This window comes from Mycobacterium sp. E3339 (genome assembly GCF_001666915.1).
GTDB lineage: Bacteria > Actinomycetota > Actinomycetes > Mycobacteriales > Mycobacteriaceae > Mycobacterium.
The window spans coordinates 14,437-35,874 of the sequence record NZ_LZIZ01000225.1 but is presented as its reverse complement, the minus strand read 5'-3'; the positions used below and the strand labels follow the sequence as shown (position 1 = coordinate 35,874).

General features: G+C 68.9%; 19 protein-coding genes, 1 tRNA gene and 1 pseudogene. 11 read left to right on the top strand and 10 right to left on the bottom strand.

From position 1 onward, the window contains the following. Positions 1 to 1,116: pseudogene (locus A5702_RS21605) on the bottom strand (transcription-repair coupling factor); the annotation flags it as partial. Positions 1,117 to 1,223: 107 nt separating this feature from the next. Between A5702_RS21605 and A5702_RS21600 the strand changes: the two are divergent. Next, positions 1,224 to 1,922: a hypothetical protein gene (locus A5702_RS21600; protein ID WP_068223622.1), complete on the top strand. Its 699-nt coding sequence runs from the start codon at positions 1,224 to 1,226 to the stop codon at positions 1,920 to 1,922. A 19-nt stretch (positions 1,923 to 1,941) separates the two neighbouring features. On the opposite strand, the gene A5702_RS21595 is transcribed toward A5702_RS21600, so the two are convergent. Further along, positions 1,942 to 2,535, bottom strand: coding sequence for a TetR/AcrR family transcriptional regulator (locus tag A5702_RS21595; RefSeq protein ID WP_156349533.1), 594 nt, complete (start codon positions 2,533 to 2,535; stop codon positions 1,942 to 1,944). A gap of 166 nt (positions 2,536 to 2,701) precedes the next feature. Here A5702_RS21595 and A5702_RS21590 point away from each other — a divergent pair. The 5 genes from A5702_RS21590 to A5702_RS21570 all read left to right on the top strand — a co-directional run bounded on the left by A5702_RS21590 (position 2,702) and on the right by A5702_RS21570 (position 6,413). Next, positions 2,702 to 2,773 (top strand) — tRNA-Gln (locus tag A5702_RS21590). A 100-nt stretch (positions 2,774 to 2,873) separates the two neighbouring features. Next, positions 2,874 to 4,340, top strand: coding sequence for a bifunctional UDP-N-acetylglucosamine diphosphorylase/glucosamine-1-phosphate N-acetyltransferase GlmU (gene glmU / locus A5702_RS21585; protein ID WP_068223620.1), 1,467 nt, complete (start codon positions 2,874 to 2,876; stop codon positions 4,338 to 4,340). A 103-nt stretch (positions 4,341 to 4,443) separates the two neighbouring features. Next, entirely contained in the window at positions 4,444 to 5,424 is a 981-nt protein-coding gene (locus tag A5702_RS21580) for a ribose-phosphate diphosphokinase (protein ID WP_055403082.1), read from the top strand. Further along, a complete protein-coding gene (gene arsC, locus A5702_RS21575) occupies positions 5,425 to 5,769 on the top strand; it encodes an arsenate reductase (glutaredoxin) (RefSeq protein WP_055403080.1) in 345 nt (114 codons plus the stop codon). Continuing rightward, entirely contained in the window at positions 5,766 to 6,413 is a 648-nt protein-coding gene (locus A5702_RS21570) for an LpqN/LpqT family lipoprotein (protein ID WP_068223617.1), read from the top strand. Before arsC ends, A5702_RS21570 begins: the two co-directional genes overlap by 4 nt. Positions 6,414 to 6,489: 76 nt before the next feature. Here A5702_RS21570 and A5702_RS21565 read toward each other — a convergent pair whose 3' ends face one another. Further along, positions 6,490 to 9,780, bottom strand: coding sequence for a LuxR C-terminal-related transcriptional regulator (locus A5702_RS21565; protein WP_156669702.1), 3,291 nt, complete (start codon positions 9,778 to 9,780; stop codon positions 6,490 to 6,492). Between the two features lie 154 nt (positions 9,781 to 9,934). On the opposite strand from A5702_RS21565, the gene A5702_RS21560 reads away from it, so the two are divergent. The 3 genes from A5702_RS21560 (at position 9,935) to pth (ending at position 12,203) form a co-directional block, all read left to right on the top strand. Beyond that, a complete protein-coding gene (locus A5702_RS21560) occupies positions 9,935 to 10,816 on the top strand; it encodes an oxidoreductase (RefSeq protein ID WP_068223614.1) in 882 nt (293 codons plus the stop codon). Positions 10,817 to 10,955: 139 nt separating this feature from the next. Then, complete coding sequence (locus tag A5702_RS21555) at positions 10,956 to 11,615, top strand: 50S ribosomal protein L25/general stress protein Ctc (protein ID WP_068223611.1); 660 nt, start codon at positions 10,956 to 10,958, stop codon at positions 11,613 to 11,615. Between the two features lie 12 nt (positions 11,616 to 11,627). Then, positions 11,628 to 12,203: an aminoacyl-tRNA hydrolase gene (gene pth, locus A5702_RS21550; RefSeq protein WP_068223609.1), complete on the top strand. Its 576-nt coding sequence runs from the start codon at positions 11,628 to 11,630 to the stop codon at positions 12,201 to 12,203. A 15-nt stretch (positions 12,204 to 12,218) separates the two neighbouring features. On the opposite strand, the gene A5702_RS21545 is transcribed toward pth, so the two are convergent. The 5 genes from A5702_RS21545 to A5702_RS21525 form a co-directional block, all read right to left on the bottom strand. After that, positions 12,219 to 13,853, bottom strand: coding sequence for a fatty acyl-AMP ligase (locus tag A5702_RS21545; RefSeq protein ID WP_055403069.1), 1,635 nt, complete (start codon positions 13,851 to 13,853; stop codon positions 12,219 to 12,221). 266 nt (positions 13,854 to 14,119) lie between these two features. After that, complete coding sequence (locus tag A5702_RS21540) at positions 14,120 to 15,070, bottom strand: 4-(cytidine 5'-diphospho)-2-C-methyl-D-erythritol kinase (protein WP_068223625.1); 951 nt, start codon at positions 15,068 to 15,070, stop codon at positions 14,120 to 14,122. Positions 15,071 to 15,129: 59 nt separating this feature from the next. After that, positions 15,130 to 16,071, bottom strand: coding sequence for a 16S rRNA (adenine(1518)-N(6)/adenine(1519)-N(6))-dimethyltransferase RsmA (rsmA, locus tag A5702_RS21535; RefSeq protein ID WP_068223606.1), 942 nt, complete (start codon positions 16,069 to 16,071; stop codon positions 15,130 to 15,132). Beyond that, positions 16,035 to 17,162, bottom strand: a complete 1,128-nt coding sequence (locus A5702_RS21530) for a resuscitation-promoting factor (RefSeq protein ID WP_197506654.1) — start codon at positions 17,160 to 17,162, stop codon at positions 16,035 to 16,037. Before A5702_RS21530 ends, rsmA begins: the two co-directional genes overlap by 37 nt. 167 nt (positions 17,163 to 17,329) lie before the next feature. Beyond that, entirely contained in the window at positions 17,330 to 18,190 is an 861-nt protein-coding gene (locus tag A5702_RS21525; protein WP_068223598.1) for a TatD family hydrolase, read from the bottom strand. Between the two features lie 19 nt (positions 18,191 to 18,209). On the opposite strand from A5702_RS21525, the gene metG reads away from it, so the two are divergent. Next, positions 18,210 to 19,751 carry a methionine--tRNA ligase gene (gene metG / locus A5702_RS21520; RefSeq protein WP_055403061.1) on the top strand — a complete coding sequence of 514 codons (1,542 nt, stop codon included), beginning with the start codon at positions 18,210 to 18,212 and terminating at the stop codon, positions 19,749 to 19,751. Here metG and A5702_RS21515 read toward each other — a convergent pair. Then, the gene (locus A5702_RS21515; protein ID WP_068223595.1) at positions 19,748 to 20,113 is read right to left on the bottom strand and encodes a nitroreductase/quinone reductase family protein; all 366 of its coding nucleotides are present in this window, start codon (positions 20,111 to 20,113) and stop codon (positions 19,748 to 19,750) included. The genes metG and A5702_RS21515 overlap by 4 nt on opposite strands. Positions 20,114 to 20,132: 19 nt before the next feature. Further along, a complete protein-coding gene (locus A5702_RS21510) occupies positions 20,133 to 20,597 on the bottom strand; it encodes a DUF1772 domain-containing protein (RefSeq protein WP_068223592.1) in 465 nt (154 codons plus the stop codon). A gap of 99 nt (positions 20,598 to 20,696) precedes the next feature. Here A5702_RS21510 and A5702_RS21505 point away from each other — a divergent pair, with 99 nt between their 5' ends. Then, positions 20,697 to 21,317: a TetR/AcrR family transcriptional regulator gene (locus A5702_RS21505; protein ID WP_068223591.1), complete on the top strand. Its 621-nt coding sequence runs from the start codon at positions 20,697 to 20,699 to the stop codon at positions 21,315 to 21,317. The last annotated feature ends 121 nt before the right edge of the window (positions 21,318 to 21,438 follow it).

Here is a 21,438-nt window from a genome sequence, read left to right as displayed (position 1 = left end):
CGCGGCGGCGTGCACGTCGTCCAGCTCGGCGAACCCCGACCCGCCGAATTGCGCCACGTCGACGGGCGCGTCGGTGCCCAGCGCCGCCACCGACCAGGACGCCTCGAGGAACTCGCTGCCGGTCTTGATCAGGTCGGCGGCCCGGGTGCGCACCTTCTCGGGGTCGCACAGCAGCACCGGCGTGCCCGCGGCCAGCTGGTCGGTGAGCAGCACGTGCTCGCCGGGCCGCAGCACGGGCAGCAGCGCCTCCATGCCGTCGACCGCGATGCCCTCGGCCAGCTTGGCCAGCATGTCGGTGACGCTGCCGGTGATGGCGGGCCCGGGTCCGGAGTGCCGGGCGGCGAGCGCGGCGGCGCGCTCCCGCACGTCGTCGGTCAGCAGCAGCTCGCGGCAGGGCACCGCGATGACCGTCTCCACCTCGATCTCGGGGATGGAGCGCTGGTCGGCGACGGCGAACATCCGCATCTCGCTGACCTCGTCGCCCCAGAACTCGATGCGCACCGGGTGCTCGGCGGTCGGCGGGAAGACGTCGAGAATCCCGCCGCGCACGGCGAACTCGCCGCGCCGGCCCACCATGTCGACCCGGGTGTAGGCCAGCTCCACCAGCCGGGCGACCGCATCCTCGAAGGCGATCTCCTCGCCGACCGTGAACGTGACCGGCTCGATGCGGCCCAGCTCCGGCGTCATCGGCTGCAGCAGCGACCGCACCGCCGTCACCACCACCCGCAGCGGCGGCCCCAACCGCGCGTCGTCGGGATGGGCCAGCCGGCGCAGCACGGTCAACCGGGTGCCGACGGTGTCGACGCCCGGTGAGAGCCGCTCGTGCGGCAGGGTCTCCCAGGACGGAAAGGCCGCCACGGCGTCGCCGAAGACACCGCGCAGTTCGGCGGTCAGGTCGTCGGCTTCGCGCCCGGTCGCGGTGACTACCAGCAATGGGCCCAACCGCGCCAGCGCGCTGGCCACAAAGAGCCGTGCGCTGGCTGGACCCACCAGTGCAAGCTCGGCCGGTCGCGCGGCCGCGCTTTCGATCAATTGCTGGAAGGTCGGCGCGGTGAGCGCCAATTCAACGAGCCCCGCGATCGGGGGTTCTGGGCGAGCAGGCCCCGGTGCGGTCATGATGAATACATTCTAGGGGCGCCAAGAATCGTCAATATCGAGCCCGGCGCCGTCAAGGGATCGTCAGGAAAGCGAAATCCGGCCGCCCGCGTGCGCACGCTGGATGCATGACCTTGCTGGACATCCTGCCGTCGGTGAAACACGCGGCTCCCCCGCGGCCCGCCGGCGCCCCGGCCGACGAAACCGACTTTCGGGACCGCGCCCGCCATTGGCGCAAAACGCTGCGGAATGCGCGCGTCGTCTACTTCGGCCGGTCTCCGCTGACCACCGGCCTCGCGCGCGTCGCAACCGAAGAAGGCCTTGGCATCGGCGTCCGCTCGGACGGCGAGCTGGCGGTCGCCCTCGCCGCGGGGACAGACCCGGCACGCATCGTCGCGCACCCCGGATCGCCCGGGTTATTTCGCGACGCGGTGGGAGTCGGCGTCGGGCGCATCGTGCTCGAGGAGCCCCTCGCGGCTCCCCACGTCGCCGGTCGGGCGCGGCGGGGCTCGGCGCACAACACCTTCGAACCGGTGGGCCTGCACTGCCGGCCGGATCCTTCGACCACCCGGGCCGACGCCCCGGTCCGCTACGGCGAAGCGATCCGCCGGACGATAGCGGCCATGGCGGACGTCCGCGCCCGGCGCGGCGTCATCCTCACCGAACTGCACGTCGGCGGTGACCAGGCCGGCCCGTACGTCGTGGGCGGATGGGAACCCAGCGCCGGCGAGCTGGCCGCCCTCATCGAGGACACGCTCGACGAGGCCTGCGCCGCAGAGCATTTCCCCCGGCCCGTGGTCGCGCTGGGTGTGACGCTGACCTCATGAACCCCGCTGGGAGGAGTCCCTAACCGTCCTGCAGCCGGGGGTCGGCCTCCAGGTGGGTCAGCCCGTTCCACATCAGGTTGACCAGGTGCGCCGCGACCACCTCTTTCTTGGGCTCGCGGGTGTCGAGCCACCACTGGGCCGTCATCGACACCGAGCCCACCAGCGCCTGGGCGTAGAGCGGCGCCAGGTCCGGATCCAGCCCGCGACGGGCGAAGTCGCCGGCCAGGATGGAACTGACCTGGCTGACGGCGTCGTTGAGCAGGCTGGAATAGGTGCCCGAGCTGATCGCGGCCGGCGAGTCGCGGATCATGATGCGGAAGCCGTCCGTCCGCTCCTCGACGTAGGTGAGCAACGCCAGCGCGACCCGCTCGACCCGCACCCGGGAGCGGTTGTTGGTCAGCGACGAGGTGATGCCGTCCAGCAGCGCCGACATCTCGCGGTCGACGACCACCGCGTACAGCCCCTCCTTGCCGCCGAAGTGCTCGTAGACCACCGGCTTGGACACGTTGGCGCGCAACGCGATCTCCTCGATCGAGGTGCCCTCGTAGCCGCGTTCGGCGAACAGCGAGCGCGCGATGCCGATGAGCTGCTGTCGGCGATCGCTACCGGTCATGCGGGCGCGCGGCGCCCGGGCTTCCTTGTCGGGCTCCTTGTCCAGAACGGCCACGTCAACCAGCCTATAGCGTCGCCCGCACCGATCCGGCCGTCTTTCCCTTGCCGCCGCGATCGGCCCGCCGACCGTCTAGAGTCTTGTTGGCGTGGGCCTCCGGGGCCCGCAATCCGTCGTGGTGTAATCGGCAGCACATCAGATTTTGGTTCTGAGAGTTCAGGTTCGAGTCCTGGCGACGGAGCCCCAAAAGGCACGAGCCCTTTGCCGCGAGCGCCCATGAGGTGACACGCTTAACGGCGTGTCGGCGTACCGACCCGCACGCTCGCGTCGAAAGGAGAAGCGTGGCGTCTCGTGGTGATACCGCGGTCCTGGTGCTCGCGGCCGGGCCCGGCACCCGGATGCGCTCGGACACCCCCAAGGTGCTGCACACCATCGCCGGGCGCAGCATGCTGTCCCATTTGCTGCACGCGATCACCAAGGTCGCGCCGCAACACCTGGTGGTGGTGCTGGGCCACGATCACCAGCGCATCGCGCCGCTGGTCGCCGAAGCGGCCGACGCGTTGGGCCGCGGCATCGAGGTCGCCCTGCAGGACCGGCCGAGGGGCACCGGCCACGCGGTCGGTTGCGGCCTGTCGGCGCTGCCCGACGACTACGCCGGCGTGGTCGTCGTCACCTCGGGCGATACGCCGCTGCTGGACGCCGACACCCTGGCCGAGCTGATCGCCACGCACAACGCGGGATCGGCCGCCGCGACCGTGCTCACCACGACGCTCGCCGACCCCAGCGGCTACGGACGCATCCTGCGCACGCAGGACAACGAGGTCACCGCGATCGTGGAACACGCCGACGCCACCCCCTCGCAGCGCGACATTCGCGAGGTCAACGCCGGGGTGTACGCCTTCGACGTCGCGGCGTTGCGCTCGGCGCTGAGCCGGCTGAGCTCGAACAACGCCCAGCACGAGCTCTACCTGACCGACGTCATCTCCATCCTGCGCGGGGACGGGCAGGCCATCCACGCCCAGCACGTCGACGACAGCGCGCTGGTGGCCGGCGTCAACAACCGCGTCCAGCTGGCGCAGCTGGGCGCCGAACTCAACCGCCGGATCGTCGCCGCCCACCAGATGGCCGGTGTGACCATCGTCGACCCGGCCACCACCTGGATCGACGTCGACGTCACGATCGGGCGCGACACCGTCGTCCACCCCGGCACGCAGCTGCTCGGCCGCACCCAACTCGGCGGCCATTGCGTCATCGGTCCCGACACCACGCTCAGCGACGTCACCGTCGGCGACGGCGCATCGGTGGTGCGCACCCACGGCACGTCGTCGTCCATCGGTGCCGGCGCCACCGTCGGCCCTTTCACCTACCTGCGGCCCGGCACCGTGCTGGGTGACGACGGCAAGCTCGGGGCGTTCGTCGAGACCAAGAACTCCACGATCGGCACCGGCACCAAGGTCCCGCACCTGACCTACGTCGGCGACGCCGACATCGGCGAGCACAGCAACATCGGGGCGTCCAGCGTCTTCGTCAACTACGACGGAACATCGAAGTCGCGCACCACCATTGGCTCGCACGTGCGCACCGGGTCGGACACCATGTTCGTCGCGCCGGTCACGGTCGGCGACGGGGCCTACACCGGCGCCGGAACCGTGGTCCGCGACGACGTCCCGCCGGGCGCGCTGGCGGTGTCCGCCGGCCCGCAACGCAACATCGAGGGCTGGGTCAAACGCAAGCGGCCGGGCAGCGCGGCGGCCCGAGCGGCCGAGAAAGCCGCCGACAACCCCGGCGAAACACCCGCACCCGAATAGACATGGTGATTTTGGTATCTGGTAACCCGGCCATATTTCCGTACCATTCGCTACGTACGATGGGGCGTCCCATTCCCGATCCCGATACGGCGAGGGCAGTGCGTTGAGCCACGACTGGACCGATAACCGCAAAAACCTGATGCTCTTCTCCGGGCGTGCGCATCCGGAACTGGCCGAGCAGGTGGCCAAGGAGCTCGACGTCCACGTCACCGCCCAGACGGCGCGGGAGTTCGCCAACGGCGAGATCTTCGTCCGGTTCCACGAGTCCGTCCGCGGGTGCGACGCGTTCGTCCTGCAGTCCGCCCCGGCGCCGGTCAACGACTGGCTGATGGAACAGCTGATCATGATCGACGCGCTCAAGCGGGGCAGCGCGAAGCGGATCACCGCGGTCATGCCGTTCTACCCCTACGCCCGGCAGGACAAGAAGCACCGCGGCCGCGAGCCCATCTCGGCGCGGCTGGTGGCCGACCTGCTCAAGACGGCGGGCGCCGACCGGATCGTGACCGTCGACCTGCACACCGACCAGATCCAGGGGTTCTTCGACGGGCCGGTCGACCACATGCGCGCGCAGAACCTGCTGACCGGTTACATCGGGGACAACTACCCCGACGGCAACATGGTGGTCGTCTCCCCCGACTCGGGCCGGGTGCGCATCGCCGAGAAGTGGGCCGACGCGCTGGGCGGTGTCCCGCTGGCCTTCATCCACAAGACCCGGGACCCGCGGGTGCCCAACCAGGTGGTCTCCAACCGCGTCGTCGGCGAGGTGGAGGGGCGGACCTGCGTGCTGATCGACGACATGATCGACACCGGCGGGACCATCGCCGGCGCGGTGCAGCTGTTGCGCGACGACGGCGCCGCCGACGTGATCATCGCGGCCACCCACGGCGTGCTGTCCGATCCGGCCGCCGAGCGGCTCGCGGCGTCCGGCGCCCGCGAGGTCATCGTCACCAACACGCTGCCGATCGGCGAGGAGAAGCGTTTCCCGCAGCTGACGGTCTTGTCCATCGCGCCTCTGCTGGCCAGCACCATTCGCGCCGTCTTCGAAAACGGCTCCGTCACGGGGCTTTTCGACGGAGACGCCTAGATGGCCGACACCGTCATCTACCACAACCCCAAATGCAGTACCTCCCGCAAGACACTGGACTTGTTGCGGGACAACGGTTTCGAGCCGAACATCGTCGAGTACCTGAAGACCCCGCCGTCGCGGGCCGAGCTGGTTCGGATGATCCGCGACGCCGGCATCGACGTGCGCACGGCCGTGCGCAAGCGTGAATCCCTGTACTCCGAGCTCAACCTCGCCGACGCGACCGACGACCAGCTGCTGGACGCGATGGTCGAACACCCGATCCTGATCGAACGCCCGTTCGTCGTCACCCCGAAGGGCACCCGGCTGGCCCGGCCGGTCGACGCCGTCCGCGAGATTCTGTGAGACGTGCGTGTGCGGCCGCGGCCATCGCGCTGACACTGCCCGCTGCGGCGTGCGGCCCGAAAACGCCTGACTATCAATCGATCTGGTCGACCACCCCGACGACCACCACCACCACGACGAGGGCCGCGAAGCCGGTGCCGCTGTCGCAGTACCTGCAGAACATCGGCGTCACCGGGCAGCAGGTGGCGCCGGGCAACCTGCCGGACCTGACGGTATCCATCCCGACACCGCCGGGCTGGTCGGCGGCGAACAACCCGCACATCGCACCCGAGACCGTGATGATTTCCAAGGGCAACAAGTATCCGACGGCCAGGCTCGTGGTGTTCAAGCTGAATGGCAATTTCGATCCGGCTCAGGTGATCCAGCACGGCAACGACGACGCCCAACTCTTCGAGGACTTCAAGCAGCTCGACGCCTCGACGGCGCCGTACGACGGCTTCCCGTCGTCGATGATCCAGGGCAGCTACGACTTGGACGGCACCCGACTGCACAGCTTCAACCGGATCGTCATCGCCACCGGTTCCAAGCCCCCCAATCAGCGATACCTGGTTCAGCTCACCATCACCGGCCTGGCCAACCAGGCCGTCGAACAGTCCTCCGACATCGAGGCGATCATGCGGGGCTTCGTCGTCGCCGCGAAGTGATCTTCGGCCCCGCCCAGATTGCCGCCACGGTCGTGGTCGGCACCCGAACCACAGCCGTGACGGCAATCTCGGTGCGTCACGTGGGGCGCTGGTCCTTGAAGAGCTCCATCCGCGAGGCGATGCCGAGTTTGGCATACACGTGGGTGAGGTGGGTCTGCACCGTGCGCGGTGAGATGAACAACCTGGCACCGATGTCCTTGTTCCCCAGGCCTTCCCGCACGAGGCGCACCACATCGTTCTCCATGGGGGTCAGCGATGCCCAGCCGGTAGCTGGGCGTTTGCGCTCGCCGCGGCCGCGTTGCGCGTAGGCGATCGCCTCCTCGGTGGACAACGCCGCTCCCTCCGCCCAGGCAGTGTCGAAGCCATCGATCCCCAACGATTCCCGTGCCGTCTCGACCAAAGCGTCGTACCCCGCTTGATACATCGGGAGACGGATTGCCCCGATGGACCGACGAACGCCGTCCGCTGCGCCCAAGAGGCGCGCTGCGTAGGAGAGTTGGCGATCGTCGGCCGCCAGGCGTGCCCGACACTCCAGGATGTCCGTCACTCGTAGGTATGCCCGCGTACCGGTGGCGATCTCCAGGGCGTCGTGAACATCGCGCTCGGCCTGGCCGTGGTCACCTTGAGCCACTGCGATGTAGGCGCGTTGTGTCAGGGCCGACATCCGGTACCAGCCCGGTACCACGGCGACGGTGTCATCGGCCCAGCGGCGCGCTGCGGCCAAATCACCGCATGCCAGAAAGACCTCGGCTGTTTGACTGGCTCCCCTGACCCAGATTTCGCGTAGCGGGGTGGTCTGCCGCCAGGCCTCCTCCGCCGCTTGTCTGGCAGTAGCCGTCTCGCCGGCGGCAAGGTTGGCCGCGGCCAACGCCACATACACTGCGTCCGTGTAGATTCCCAGCGAGTTCGCCGCCTCGGAAGCTGATTGTGCCGCGCTCAGCGCGGCAGCCGCCTCACCTTTGTAGGCGAGCGTTATGCTGCGCGCTACCTGCACCATGATCGACATGGGCAGGTCCCCCGCGGCCGCGGAATCCGCTGCCAAGCAACCCAATACGTCAACCGCGTCTGCGAGATGTCCTTCCATGGCGAGGGCCGAGCCGAGCCACTCCCGGCAAAGCCGCGAATGAAGGTTGTCGCCGACGGAATCCGCGAGGTCACGCCCTTCTACGGCGGACGCGGCCGCCGCGATCGGTTCGCCGGCGTAATAGGCCATGGTCGCCTGATAGGTGAAGATTTGGCACAGGCTCCACCGATCGCCGGCGGTTCGAGCCAGTTCGATCGCCTCGGCAAAATATGGCTGTGCGAGTTCAGCGCTGTATATCGCCACCGAACCGCACGCCATCAGGCCTCGACCGATCAACGCCGGGTCGTCACACTGGCGCGCGAGAGCCAGGGCTTCGCGGGCCCGATCCGGGCAAGCGGGGACGCCCATCCACACGGCGATGGCGCTTTGATCGGCGACCGCGCGCACCCACACCTCAAGTGCTATCTGCGGATCGCGCTCATCGGTCAGAACGGCTTCGAACGCCGCGAAAGCCTCGCGGAAACGGCTGCGCGTCAACCAAAACAGTTGCAGTGCGGACACCAGTCTCAGCGCCGTCTCGCGGTCGCCCTTCTCCCGGCTCCATGCGAACGCCGCCCGCAGATTGTCAATCTCCGCGTCCGCCCAACGCAGCAGCTGCTCAAGACCGGCCAGTCCTTGCGACTCCAACTCGATGGCCGTGGCCGCGTAGTAGTCACGATGCCGGGTGCGTATCTCGTCGGCCTCGCCGGACTCGCCGAGCTTTTCCTGCGCATATTGCCGCACCGTTTCGAGCAACCGGTAGCGCATGCCGGCCGCGGTGTCGTCGGCCACCACTAACGATTTGTCGACCAGCAGGCTGAGTTGGTCCAGTAGTTGATAGCCTTCTACGTCGCTGACGGCGCCGACCGCCTGGGCGGCGCCGAGATCGAACCCACCGCTGAAGACCGCTAGTCGCCGGAACAACACCCGCTCTGGCTCTGTCAGAAGCGCATGCGACCAGTCCACAGAGGCGCGCAGTGTCTGCTGGCGGCGCACTGCGGTGCGCGCCCCGCCGGTGAGTAACCGGAATCGGTCATGCAGGCTGTGGACGATCTGCGATAGCGATAGCGCCCGAACTCGTGCCGCGGCAAGCTCGATGGCCAGCGGCATGCCGTCAAGGCGTTCACAGATTTCTTCGACCAGCGCGCGGTTGTTCTCTCCGACATGGAATTCCGGCCGTATCCGCCTGGCCCGGTCCGCGAACAGTTCGACGGCCTCGTCGGTGATGGGCAGCGACGGGACGCGCCAGGTCAGCTCGCCGGGAACTCCAAGCGGCTCACGGCTGGTCGCAATGATCGTCAGTTTCGGGCAAGCCGCGAGCAGCTCGACGACCAAGGCACCACACGGATCGAGCAGATGCTCACAGTTGTCGAGCAATAGCAACATCGATTTTTCTGCGAAGAACCGCACTAAGAGCTCCAAAGTGGAGAGCCCGGCGACATCGGGCACGCCGAGTGTGCGCGCCACAGCCACCTGCGCCATTGCGGGATTGGTGGTCGGCGCCAGGTCGACATACCACACGCCGTCGGCGAACTCGCGGCTTAGTCGGGCGGCGCCTTCGGCGGCGAGTCGAGTCTTGCCCGCACCGCCGGCGCCCGTCAGGGTGACCAACCGGTTGTGGGCCACCAGCTGACCCAGCTCGGCCATTTGCTCATGGCGCCCAATGAAATTCGTCAATTGGGTCGGCAGATTGTGCGATGGAACGCCGCTGCGCACCCGAAGCGGCGGGAACTCGTTGCGCAGGTCCGAATGACACAGCTGCACAACGCGTTCCGGGCGGGGCAGGTCGCGCAGCGGGTAATTGCCGAGATCGGTGAGCCACGCCCCGTCCGGAAGGCGATCGACCACCAGCGGCTCCGTCGCCCCCGACAACACCGTCTGCCCCCCGTGCGCCAGATCGCGCAGCCGCGCCGCGCGATTGATGGTGGGTCCCGCATAGTTGGCATCGTCGCGCAGCTGAATCTCGCCGGTGTGGATCCCGAGGCGCAGCCGGATCGGCGCTAGCGGCGCGCGTTGCAACGCCAGCGCGCACGCCACCGCATCGCTGGCACGCGCGAAAGCGGTCACGAAGCTGTCCCCTTCGCCCTGCTCTTGCGGACGCACCCCGTCATGCGCGGCGACAGCCTCGTCGACGGTCTTGTTCAAAAGTGCCAGGGCGGCGGTCATCTTTTCGGGCTCGGTCTCCCACAACCGCGTAGACCCCTCGACGTCGCCTAGCAGCAACGTGACCGTTCCCGTCGGCAGCAACTCGCCCACGCCCAAATCGCTCCAGGTCAGCTGCGGCATCTCCGCGTGTTGGCTCATGGTAGCCAGCATCGCGTCCGAGACGGGGCAGAACATCCGCCAGAACGCGCAGATCGATTCCTGTCCGGCGCGCGCGGCTACGCGGTCGGTCCCAACACCCGCCTGACTCCGTGGCCTTCGACGTCGTGAACGAGCCCCACTAGGCTCGTCAGCCATGACGAACTGGACCGCCGCAGACCTGCCCTCGTTCGCCGGGCGCACCGTCATCGTCACCGGGGCCAACAGCGGGCTGGGCGCCGTGACGGCCCGCGAGCTGGCGCGGCGCGGGGCCACGCTGATCATGGCGGTCCGCGACATCCGCAAGGGCGAGAAGGCCGCGCTGCAGATCAGGGGCACCCAGACCGGCCCGGTCGAGGTGCGCTCGCTCGACCTGCAGAACCTGGCGTCGGTGCGCGAATTCGCCGAGGGTGTCGACAAGGTCGACGTCTTGATCAACAACGCGGGCATCATGGCGGCCCCCTACGCGCAGACCATCGACGGCTTCGAGAGCCAGATCGGCACCAACCACCTCGGACACTTCGCGCTCACCAACCTGCTGCTGCCCAAGCTCACCGATCGGGTGGTCACCGTGTCGTCGATGGCGCACTGGGCGGGGCGGATCAACCTCGACGACCTGAACTGGGAGCGGCGCCGGTACTCGCCGTGGCTGGCCTACAGCCAGTCCAAGCTCGCCAACCTGCTGTTCACCAGCGAGCTGCAGCGGCGCCTCGCCGCGGCCGGTTCCCCGCTGCGCGCGCTGGCCGCCCACCCCGGCTACTCGCACACCAACCTGCAGGGCGCCTCGGGCCGCAAGCTGGGTGACGCGATGATGTCGGCGGTCACCCGGGTGGTGGCCACCGACGCCGACTTCGGCGCCCGCCACACGCTGTACGCGGCGTCGCAGGATCTTCCGGGCGACACCTTCGTCGGCCCGCGGTTCGGCCAGATGGGCCGCACGCAGCCGGTGGGGCGCAGCCGGGCGGCGCGGGACCCGAAGATGGCCGCGGCGCTGTGGGAGCTGTCCGAGCAGCTCACCGGCACCAAATTTCCGCTCTGAGATGCACATGCGCTAACCTGACCGGGCGTCACGGCGAGGGTGGCTGGCCAGCCAGCACCGTTATCGACGGAGACCGACGAACTGTCGCGACCCTGGCCGTGCCCCCACACTCAGGCACTGAGCACACAGGAGCGACACGATGGCCAAGTCCGCAGGCAACCAACTGACCGCCACGGTGCGCAGCGAGACCGGCAAGGGCGCGTCCCGCCGGGCCCGCCGCGAGGGCAGGATTCCCGCCGTCCTCTACGGCCACGGCGCCGACCCGCAACATCTCGAACTGCCGGGCCACGACTTCGCGGCCGTGCTGCGGCACGCGGGCACCAACGCGGTGCTGACCCTCGACATCGAGGGCAAGGAACAGCTGGCGCTGACCAAAGCGCTCGACATCCACCCGATCCGCCGCACCATCCAGCACGCCGACCTGCTGGTCGTGCGCCGCGGGGAGAAGGTGGTCGTGGAGGTCACCGTCGTCGTCGAGGGCGACGCCGTGCCCGGCACCCTGGTCACCCAGGACACCAACACCATCGAGATCGAGGCGGAGGCGCTGTCGATTCCCGAAAACCTCACCGTGTCGGTCGAGGGCGCCGAGCCGGGCACCCAGTTCACCGCCGGACAGATCACCCTGCCGCGGGGGGTCAACCTGATCTCCGACCCTGAGATGCTGGTGGTCAACGTCGTGGTGGCGCCGACCGCCGAGGACCTCGAGGAAGAGGGCGCGGGCGAGGCCGCCGAGGGCGAGGAAGCCCCCGCGGAAGAGGAAGCCGGCGAGGCCGAGGCGTCCGCGGACGAGTCCGAGTAGGCGGATCGCAACGTGGCCGAGCCGTTGCTGGTGGTCGGCCTGGGCAACCCCGGGGACAACTACGCCCGCACCCGGCACAACCTCGGGTTCATGGTCGCCGACCTGCTCGCCGACCGGCTGGGCTCGAAGTTCAAGGTGCACAAGCGGTCCGGCGCCGAGGTGGTCAGCGGCCGGTTGGCCGGCCACCCGGTGTTGGTGGCCAAGCCGCGCTGCTACATGAACGAGTCCGGCCGCCAGATCGGGCCGTTGGCGAAGTTCTACTCCGTGCCGTCGGCCGACATCGTCGTCGTGCACGACGACCTCGACCTCGACTTCGGCCGCATCCGGCTCAAGATCGGCGGCGGCGAGGGCGGCCACAACGGGCTGCGCTCGGTGGCGGCCGCGTTGGGCACCAAGGAGTTCGCGCGGGTCCGCATCGGCATCGGCCGACCGCCGGGACGCAAAGACCCGGCGGCCTTCGTGCTGGAGAACTTCTCCGCGGCCGAGCGCACCGAGGTGCCGACCATCTGCGAGCAGGCCGCGGACGCCACGGAGTTACTCATCGAACTCGGGCTGGAGCCGGCGCAGAACCGCGTCCACGCCTGGTAGCCGCCTTGAAAGGTGCTAGGTGACCAGGGTGGCCGAATGCGACCGGCGCAGCTTTCCCGACGGCGTCTTCGGGATGGTGCCCGGCCCGAGCACCACCACGTTGCGGGGCCGCATGTCGACCTCGGCCACCACCTCGCGGGCGACCTGGTGCTCGATGCGGCGCACCTCGGCCGGGTCCTGCCACGCGTTGGACTCGACGGCGACGGCGAACGTCTCGCGGGAGTGGCCGGCGTCCAGTCGCACCGCAACGGCGCAACCGGGGCGCACCCCGTCGACGCGGCAGGCGGCCCGCTCGATGTCGGTGGGGTAGATGTTGCGGCCCGCCATGATGATGACATCCTTGACGCGGCCGCACACCACGACGTGGCCCTCCTCGGTCAGGTAGCCGAGGTCACCGGTGTCATACCAGCCGTTCTCGTCCTGCGCCGGGATGAAGCCGCCCATGGTCAGGTAGCCGGGCGTCAGGGACTCGCCGCGCAGCTCGATGACGCCGACGCCGCGGGCGGGCATCACGTCGCCGTTCTCGTCGATGATCCGCGCCTCGAGGTCTTGCAGCAGCGGACCGAGGGTGGCCAGCCTGCGGGTGTTGCCCTTGGTGGCGGGTACCGCACGGCGCAGGGCGGCCAGCAGGTCGGCGTCGACCTCGTCGACGACCAGACCGGCGTTGCACTCCGAGAACGACACGGCCAGGGTGGTCTCGGCCATGCCGTAGGCCGGCAGGATGGCCGACGGGTTCAGCCCGAACGGCTTACCCGCGTCCAGCAGGTCCTCCACGTCGGCCGGTTCGACGGGCTCGGCGCCGGACAGAGCGAACCGCAGCGTGGACAGGTCGAAATCACCGGGCTTGGCGTTGCGGCGCAACCGCTTGGCGAGCAGCGCGTAGGCGAAGTTGGGCGCCGCGGTCATGGTGCCCTTGTACTTGTCGATGAGCTTGGCCCACAGCAGCGTGTCGCGCAGGAAGTCCATCGGCGTGACCTTGACGAGCTCGGCGCCGAAGTACATCGGAATGGTCAGGAACCCGACCATGCCCATGTCGTGGAAGCAGGGCAGCCAGCTGACCATGACGTCCTTGTCGACGTCGTACTGGGCACCGATGAACATCGCCTCGGCGTTGGAGTAGATGTTGCGGTGGGTGATCTGCACGGCCTTCGGGGAACCGGTGGACCCCGACGTCAGCTGCATCAGCGCCAGGTCGTCCTCGCCGACGTCGACGGGGTCGATCGGCTCCGACGCCAGCAGGTCGGCCACGGTGAGGACCTTGATGCCCTTCTCCTCGAGCACCGGGGTGGCCACCAGGAAGGGCTCGGAGACGATGACGGCTTGCGCCTCGATCATGCCGATGACGTTCATGGTGTCTTCGGCCCACACGGCCAGGTCGGTGCGCGGCGTCGGCTGGTGCAGCATCGTGAGGCTGGCCCCGCGCATCCACAGCCCCTGCGCGGTCGGGGCGATCTCGACCGGGAAGCCGGCCAGCACCCCCACGGCGTCGCCGAGGCCGATGCCGGCGGCCGCCAGGCCGCCGGCGATGCGGCGAGCGCGCTCGTGGACCTCTCCCCAGGTGTGCCGGACCGGTTCGTGGGGTTCACCGGTGACCATGCCCGTCTTCGCGGTGCGGGCATTGTGGTACATCTTCTCGGTAAACCTGCTCACACAAACCTCCTCGGTTCCGGCGCTTGCCCCAACGCCCGGGATCTCATATTCCGCCCACTGGATAACACTTCGAAGCAGGCGCGCAAACACAGTCGGGCGGCGGTTAGGTCTCGAATCGGCGATGAGCCCCCAAGCGCTAGTCGTCCGCCGGAGGGCCCGGCGGACGACGACAATAAGAGTTCTTGCTCAGAGCTACCCGTCACCGCGCATTATCTTAAACTCCTCTTAGGGAACAGCCCAAACGAATGCGCGTTTTGGGTCGATTTTCACACTTCGGTGGGCGCGGGAACCACGCGCGCGCCGGCGACCGGCCCGCTGGCGACGCGCACCGTGCGGCAGACGCCCGCGCCGGAGACCTCGGTGCCCACGTCCACCGCCGAGCCCGCCGAGGGGCACAAGAAGGCGCACGTCGGGCCCGAGCCGGACACGATGCCCGCCAGGGCGCCCGCCTCGACGCCCGCGCGCAGGGTCCGGCGCAGCTTCGGGTTCAGGCTCACCGCGGCCGCCTGCATCTCGTTGCCCAGCAGGGCCGCCAGCTGTTCGGAGTCGCCGGCGGCCAGCGCCGCCAGCACCGGGCCGGGGCCGTCGAGCCGCGGCGGGTCCCCCGCCTCCCGCAGCCGGTCCAGCTCGGCGAACACCTTGCGCGTGAGCAGCTCGCCGTCGGCGAACGCCAGCACCCAGTGGAACGTGTTGCGGGACAACACGGTCGCCAGCTCCTCGCCGCGGCCGGTGCCCAACGCGGTGCCGCCGTGCAGCGCAAACGGCACGTCGCTGCCCAACCGCGCGGCGAGCATGCGCAGGTCGCGGCGCGGCACGTTGAGCTCCCACAGCGAGTTCATGGCGACCAGCACGGCCGCCGCGTCGGCGCTGCCACCGGCCATCCCGCCGGCGACCGGGATCGACTTGTCGATCAGGATCGAGACGTCGGGCGCCCGGCCGACGTGTTCGGCCATCAGCTCGGCGGCCTGCCAGGCCAGGTTGCGTTCGTCGGTGGGCAGCTTGTCCGCGCCCTCGCCGACGAGCTCGAGCGAGAGCACGTCGGCGTTGCGGACCGTCACCTCGTCGAGCAGCGAAACCGCCTGAAACACGGTCGTCAGCTCGTGATAGCCGTCCTCGCGGCGGTCGCCGACCGCCAGATACAGGTTGACCTTCCCGGGCACTCGAACCGTGACCGACCCGGTGGGCACCCACTGGGCGGCGGTATTGCCGCCAGTCATGTCGACCACCGCAGCAGACTATCGCTGCGAGAAGCCAACCACACGCAGCGGCGCCGCCCTCAGCTCGGGGACGGCTGCTGTTGGGCCGCGGGCGGGGTGGTACCGGCCGATCCGGTCGACCGCCGCAACAGCCGCACGAAGTCGTCGATGGACAGCGTTTCACCGCGGCGGGCCGGGTCGATGCTGGCGGCCAGCAGCCGGTTCGCCGACTCGTTGCCCGAGCCGGCCCACTCGATGAACGCGTTGCGCGCCGTCTTGCGTCGCTGCGCGAACGCGATGTCCACCAGCTGAAACACCTGTCGGCGGAACGCCTCGTCGGTGGGCCACGGCGCGGCGGCGTAGCGGTCGATGCGGACGAGCCCGGAGTAGACGCGCGGAATCGGCCAGAAGACGGTCGGCGACACCATGCCGCAGCGTCGGACCGTGCCGAAGAAGCGGACCTTGACGCTGGGCACGCCGTAGTCCTTGCCGCCGGGTTCGGCGGCAAGGCGTTCGGCCACCTCCGCCTGCACCATGACGGTCACGGTCCTGATGGATGGGAATTCGGCGAGCAGATGCAGCAGCGCGGGCACCGCGACGTTGTAGGGCAGGTTGGCCACGACCGCGTTGGGTTGCGCGGCCAGCTCGTCGCCGCGCAGGGTCAACACGTCGCGGTTGACCACGGTGAGTCGCTGGCTTTCGCTGTGCGAGCGCTCGGCGACGGTTTGCGGCAGCCGCTCGGCAAGCACCGGGTCGATCTCGACGGCGGTGACGGTGGCGCCGCGCTCCAGCAGGGCCAGGGTCAGTGAACCCAAACCCGGACCGACCTCCAGCACGTGGTCGGACCGACCCACGCCGGAGGTCGAGACGATCCGCCGGACCGTGTTGGCGTCGTGAACGAAGTTTTGGCCGAGCGATTTCCGTGGCCGGAAGTCAAGTTCTTTGGCAAGCCGCCTGATCTCGGTGCGACCGAGCAGCCGGACGGTCAGCTCGCACCAGCTCTTCCGCTGCACACCGGCCACGCACCCCAGCCCTGACGCTCCCGCGTCACCTCGGCCACGGCGATCTGCTCTTCCCGAGTCGCCAGGTCGGCGCGCGCGGCGAACCGCAGTCCGCCGTTGCGCTCCCAGGTGCCCTGGTCGAACTGCACACCGCCGTAGTAGCCGTTGCCGGTGTTGATCGCCCAGTTCCCGCCGGCCTCGCAGCCGGCGATCGCGTCCCAAATGGAGCCGTTGGTCACCGGCGGCACGTCGGTGCCGGGCTTGGTGCCCACCCGCACCACGGCGTCGCGGGCCGGGGTGATCACGGTGTTGGCGATCGGCAACCGGCCGGTCTCGACGCCGTTGACGGTGGCCACCGCGAACGTGACGTCCTGGGTGCCCGGGCTGCCCGGGTCCTCGACGACCTGGCGGCTCATGTTCATGTCCGGGTCCTCGACGCGACGGGCGTTCGGCTGCAACGGCATTCGCTCGGTGACCCGCTGGATCCGGTTACGGGTGACCTGGATCTCCATGCCGTCGACGATGGGCGAGGACGCGCTGGGCGTGGCCTGATCCCCCTCGAGGAGCGGCGCGCCGGCGGCGCTCAGCAGGCCGGCGACGTTGGGCGCCGGCAGGTGGACCGTGCGGGTCGCGCCGCCGTCGGTGATGCGGACGGTCTTGGCGCTGACGACGGGCAGCGCCATGCCGGCCAGCGGGACCCGGCTGCCGCGGGAGGCCGCGGCCGGGGCGGTGTCGGTCATGGCGAGTTGGGCCAGCGCCTCGTCGACGGTCGACGCCGTCGTCCACACCTGCTTGGTGTCGTGGCCGTCCAGCGAGATCTGCAGTGGACGGCTGCGGCGCAACACGATGTTGGCGGCGTCGTGCACCTTGACGTCCCCCGCGGGGGACAGGTCGTCACGCTCGTCGACGGCGAAGCCGTTCTCCTGCACGATGTCGATAACCCGCGACTTCATGGTGGTCACCCGCATCGCGATCCCGTCGACGGTCAGCGTCACCGTCTTGCACGCGGAGACCGCGAATCCGCCGGCGCACGCCAGAACTACCAGCAGGCCTCCGACGATCAGTCGCAGCATCGGGGAGGGGGTCTGATGCAGTTTTGTTAATACAGTCAACGCGCGTCTATCCCGAACACAGCAAGCACTCCAACGACCTAATCAGCACCAAGCGACAAATAAGGGCCCGTAGGCCCCATCCCTTTCGATCACAAGACGGTAACGAACCGGCCAAAGTTGAGCAACTCCGGCGAGGGTTTGTTAACGCAATCGTCCCGTCGGGCGACTTATGCCCGAGCCATTCCGTAGACCCGCCGGGCGTTGCTCGTGGTGGCCCGCGCCAGCTCTTCGGCGGGACGACCCACCAATTCCGCGATCGCTCGCACAGTATAAGGAAGGCAATACGGTTCGTTGGGCGACCCGCGGTAGGGGTGCGGCGTCAGGAACGGCGCATCGGTTTCCACCAACAGCTGGTCCAGCGGGATCAGTGGAACGGCTTCGCGCAGGTCGCGGGCGTTGCGGAAGCTGGCCGTCCCCGACAGGCTGAGCAACCACCCGGCGTCCACGCAGCGGCGGGCCATCGTGGCGTCCGACGAGAAGCAATGGAAGATCACGGTGTCGGGAGCGCCCTCGGCCGCCAGCACGTCGAGCACCTCGGCGTCGGCCTCGCGGTTGTGGATCATCAGGGGTTTTCCGCACCGCTTGGCCAGGTCGATGTGCCAGGCGAAGGCGTCCCGCTGCGTGTCCGGTCGCGCGCAGCCGTCGAGCCGGCCGGGCCAGTAGAGGTCCAGGCCGGTCTCCCCCACCGCCACCACCCGGGGATGCGCCACCAGGCGCTCGATCTCGCTGCGGGCGTCGTCGTCCAGCGCGTCGGCGCGGGTGGGGTGCAAGGCCACCGCGGCGTAGACGCGCGGATCCCATTCGGCGGCCCGCGTCACCCAGCGCGCCGAATCCAGGTCGTCGGCGATGGTGACCACCGCCCCCACCCCGACCGCCTCGGCCCGGTCGGCGATCGCGCGCACGTCCTCGGCGTCGCGCGCGCCGCACGCGTCCAGGTGGGTATGGGCGTCGATCAGCGGCGCCAGCGGCTCCGGGGCGGGCGGGGCTGCGCGTTCTCGGCGTTCTCGCGGTTTGGAGCTCACGCGCACACAATAAGGTGGACTCTCGATGAGGCCCTTCTACGTCACCACCGCGATCACGTATCCCAACGGCAATCCGCACGTCGGGCACGCGTATGAGTACGTCGCGACCGACGCCATCGCCCGGTTCAAGCGGCTCGACGGCTTCGACGTGCGCTTCCTGACCGGCACCGACGAGCACGGCCTCAAGATGATGGAGACGGCGGCGGCCGAAGGCATCCCGACCGCGGATCTGGCGCGGCGCAATTCCGACATCTTCCAGCGGCTCCAGGAGAAGCTGAACATCTCCTTCGACCGGTTCATCCGCACCACCGACGCCGACCATCACGAGGCGTCCAAGGCGATCTGGCGGCGGATGGAAGCGGCCGGCGACATCTACCTGGACAGCTACGCCGGGTGGTACTCGGTGCGCGACGAGCGGTTCTTCGTCGAATCCGAGACCGCCGAGGTCGACGGCATCCGGGTCGCCGTCGAAACCGGCACGCCGGTCACCTGGACCGAGGAGCAGACCTATTTCTTCCGGCTGTCGGCGTATACCGACAAGCTGCTGGCCCACTATGAGGCCAACCCCGACTTCATCGCGCCCGACGTGCGGCGCAACGAGGTGGTCAGCTTCGTCTCGGGCGGTCTGCGGGATCTGTCGATCTCGCGGACGTCGTTCGACTGGGGCGTGAAAGTGCCCGAGCATCCCGATCACGTCATGTACGTCTGGGTGGACGCGCTGACCAATTACCTGACCGGGGTGGGCTACCCGGACACCGATTCGGCGATGTTCCAACGTTATTGGCCCGCGGATCTGCACATGATCGGCAAGGACATCATCCGCTTCCACACGGTCTACTGGCCGGCGTTTCTGATGTCAGCCGGGATCGATTTGCCGCGAAGGGTTTTCGCGCACGGGTTCCTGCTCAACCGGGGCGAGAAAATGAGCAAGTCGGTGGGCAACGTCGTCGACCCCGTCGCGCTGGCGGATACGTTCGGCGTGGACCAGCTGCGCTATTTCCTGTTGCGGGAGGTGCCGTTCGGCCAGGACGGCAGCTACAGCGAAGAGGCCATCATCACCCGGATCAACACCGACCTGGCCAACGAGCTGGGCAACCTGGCCCAGCGGTCGTTGTCGATGGTGGCCAAGAACCTGGACGGGGTGGTGCCCGAGCCCGGTGAGCTGAGTGCCGCGGACGCCGAGCTGCTGGCGACGGCCGACGGGTTGTTGGAGCGGGTCCGGGTCAGCTTCGACGGGCAGGCCATGCACCTGGCGTTGGAAGCGATCTGGCTGATGCTCGGCGACGCGAACAAGTACTTCTCGGCCCAGCAGCCGTGGGTGTTGCGCAAGAGCGACGCGGAGGCGGACCAAAAGCGTTTCGCCACAGTGCTTTATACGACGTGTGAGGCGGTTCGCATTGCGGCGCTGTTGATTCAGCCGGTGATGCCCGACTCGGCGAGCAAGCTGCTGGATCTGCTCGGCCAACCGCCCGAGCAGCGCGGGTTCGACGCCATCGGCACCCGGCTGGCGCCCGGCACGGCGCTGCCCGCGCCGGCCGGCGTCTTCCCGCGCTACCAGGTCGATTAGCCGGTTGCGAGGCGGACGCGAATAGTGACGCGCCCCTTGGCGTCTCGGTGAGCGATCGCATGGCCGGCGCGTTCGGTGCCATCCAGCGTCAGCGACAGCGGAGCGCCTTCGCCGACGAAGTTGCGCCACCACGTCTTGGTATCCGGCATGTTCGCGACGATCTCGACATCGTCGCCGCGGCGCCGGTAGGCCACCGGGATCGAGAAGGTCCGTCCCGAGCGCCGACCCGTGTAGGTGACCAGCGTGATGCTGCGCTGGAGCCGTGCGCCCAAGCGCGGCGAGGACGCAATCGCCGCGACCGGCGTGTTCAACAACGGAGCCGCGCGCATCACCAGGCGGCCGACCTTCTTGGCTACGGACATTTTCGATACCCCTTTCGGTTCAAACCAGCATTGACAGGCACAGCGCGGTGACGGCCAGGCCCTGCAGGGTGGCCCTGAGCGTGATCACCTTGTCCCAGTCGCGTTGCAGCGCCCGAGCATCGGTGGGCAGTTCGGGCCGGTCGGCGCCGGCGATGAGTTGCCGGTTGATCGGCGCGCTCACCTTCAGGTAGAGCAGCAGCCACACCAGCAGCAGGGCGACGGCGGCGCCGGCAGCGCCGGCTTGCGCCCAGCGGCCGAACGCCGAAGCGAGCGCCGCGCTGATGGCCGCCGCGACCAGGCCGAGCAGGCCGGGCAGTCGCATCCGGCGGTCACCGTAGCGATGCACGTTGCCCATCACCGCGAGCAAGGCGTGGTCGTCGACGCGGGCCAGCGCGGGGCGCTGCACCATCGCGCAGAACACGTCGGTGCCGTAGACCACCCCGGTCCCCAGCACCGCAACGACCGCAAACAACGTGGCAACCATGATGCGACTCCTCGTCTCGTAGGTGTTAGCAACGCTAACCCCTAGGATTCAGCGTGTCAATAGCACCGCTAGCGTTGATATCGGCGCTAGTATCACGGCATGGCCATCGAGGACCGCAGGGCACGCGAACGGGCGGCCCGCCGCGCGCTGATCACCACCACCGCGCGCAAGCTGGCCGAGAAAGAGGGCTGGGACGCCGTCACCACCCGTCGGCTGTCCGCCGAGATCGAATACAGCCAACCGGTGCTCTACAAACACTTCTCCGGCATGGAGGACATCGCCGCCTCGGTCGCCGTGGAGGGATTCGGCGAGCTCGCGCACGCGCTGTGCGGCGCCCGCGGCGACGCCACCGACGGGCGGGATGCGGTGACGCGGGTGGCCCGGGCGTTCATCGGGTTCGCTCGGGACAACCCCGCCCTCTTCGACGCGATGTTCACCCGCGCGACGACGCTGCCGTTCGCCGCCGAGGACACTCCGGCCGAGCTGACGGAGGCCTTCGCGGAATTACGGGCGGCGGTGGCGATGGTCGCGGGCCCACGGGACCCCGACACGCTGACCGAGGTGGTGTGGGCCGCCCTGTACGGTCTGGTCACCCTCGAGCGCGCCGGGCGGTTACGCCCGGATCAGCACGCCGCCCGATTCGACATTCTGATCAGCGGATTCTGCGGCGCCACCGCGTCGACGGCGGGATTCCCGAACGCCGGTGCGGGGTCCGGGTAATCGCCGAAAACCGAACGCGCGGCGACATCCTGCGAGCGCATCTGCGCCAAGACCTCGTGTATAGCCTATGTTATGCGCCATAATCGGCCGGTGGAGCGACGACGCAATCGGCATCACGAGG

What these genes read in the sequence shown, in the direction of transcription:
- A5702_RS21595 (WP_156349533.1), bottom strand. Translation starts at nt 2,535, where the DNA reads ATGACCGGTAGCGATCGCCGACAGCAGCTCATCGGCATCGCGCGCTCG.
- arsC (WP_055403080.1), top strand. Translation starts at nt 5,425, where the DNA reads ATGGCCGACACCGTCATCTACCACAACCCCAAATGCAGTACCTCCCGC.
- A5702_RS21515 (WP_068223595.1), bottom strand. Translation starts at nt 20,113, where the DNA reads ATGTCCGTAGCCAAGAAGGTCGGCCGCCTGGTGATGCGCGCGGCTCCG.
- metG (WP_055403061.1), top strand. Translation starts at nt 18,210, where the DNA reads ATGAGGCCCTTCTACGTCACCACCGCGATCACGTATCCCAACGGCAAT.
- A5702_RS21600 (WP_068223622.1), top strand. Translation starts at nt 1,224, where the DNA reads ATGACCTTGCTGGACATCCTGCCGTCGGTGAAACACGCGGCTCCCCCG.
- A5702_RS21565 (WP_156669702.1), bottom strand. Translation starts at nt 9,780, where the DNA reads ATGAGCCAACACGCGGAGATGCCGCAGCTGACCTGGAGCGATTTGGGC.
- A5702_RS21510 (WP_068223592.1), bottom strand. Translation starts at nt 20,597, where the DNA reads ATGGTTGCCACGTTGTTTGCGGTCGTTGCGGTGCTGGGGACCGGGGTG.
- A5702_RS21505 (WP_068223591.1), top strand. Translation starts at nt 20,697, where the DNA reads ATGGCCATCGAGGACCGCAGGGCACGCGAACGGGCGGCCCGCCGCGCG.
- A5702_RS21560 (WP_068223614.1), top strand. Translation starts at nt 9,935, where the DNA reads ATGACGAACTGGACCGCCGCAGACCTGCCCTCGTTCGCCGGGCGCACC.
- A5702_RS21555 (WP_068223611.1), top strand. Translation starts at nt 10,956, where the DNA reads ATGGCCAAGTCCGCAGGCAACCAACTGACCGCCACGGTGCGCAGCGAG.
- A5702_RS21540 (WP_068223625.1), bottom strand. Translation starts at nt 15,070, where the DNA reads ATGACTGGCGGCAATACCGCCGCCCAGTGGGTGCCCACCGGGTCGGTC.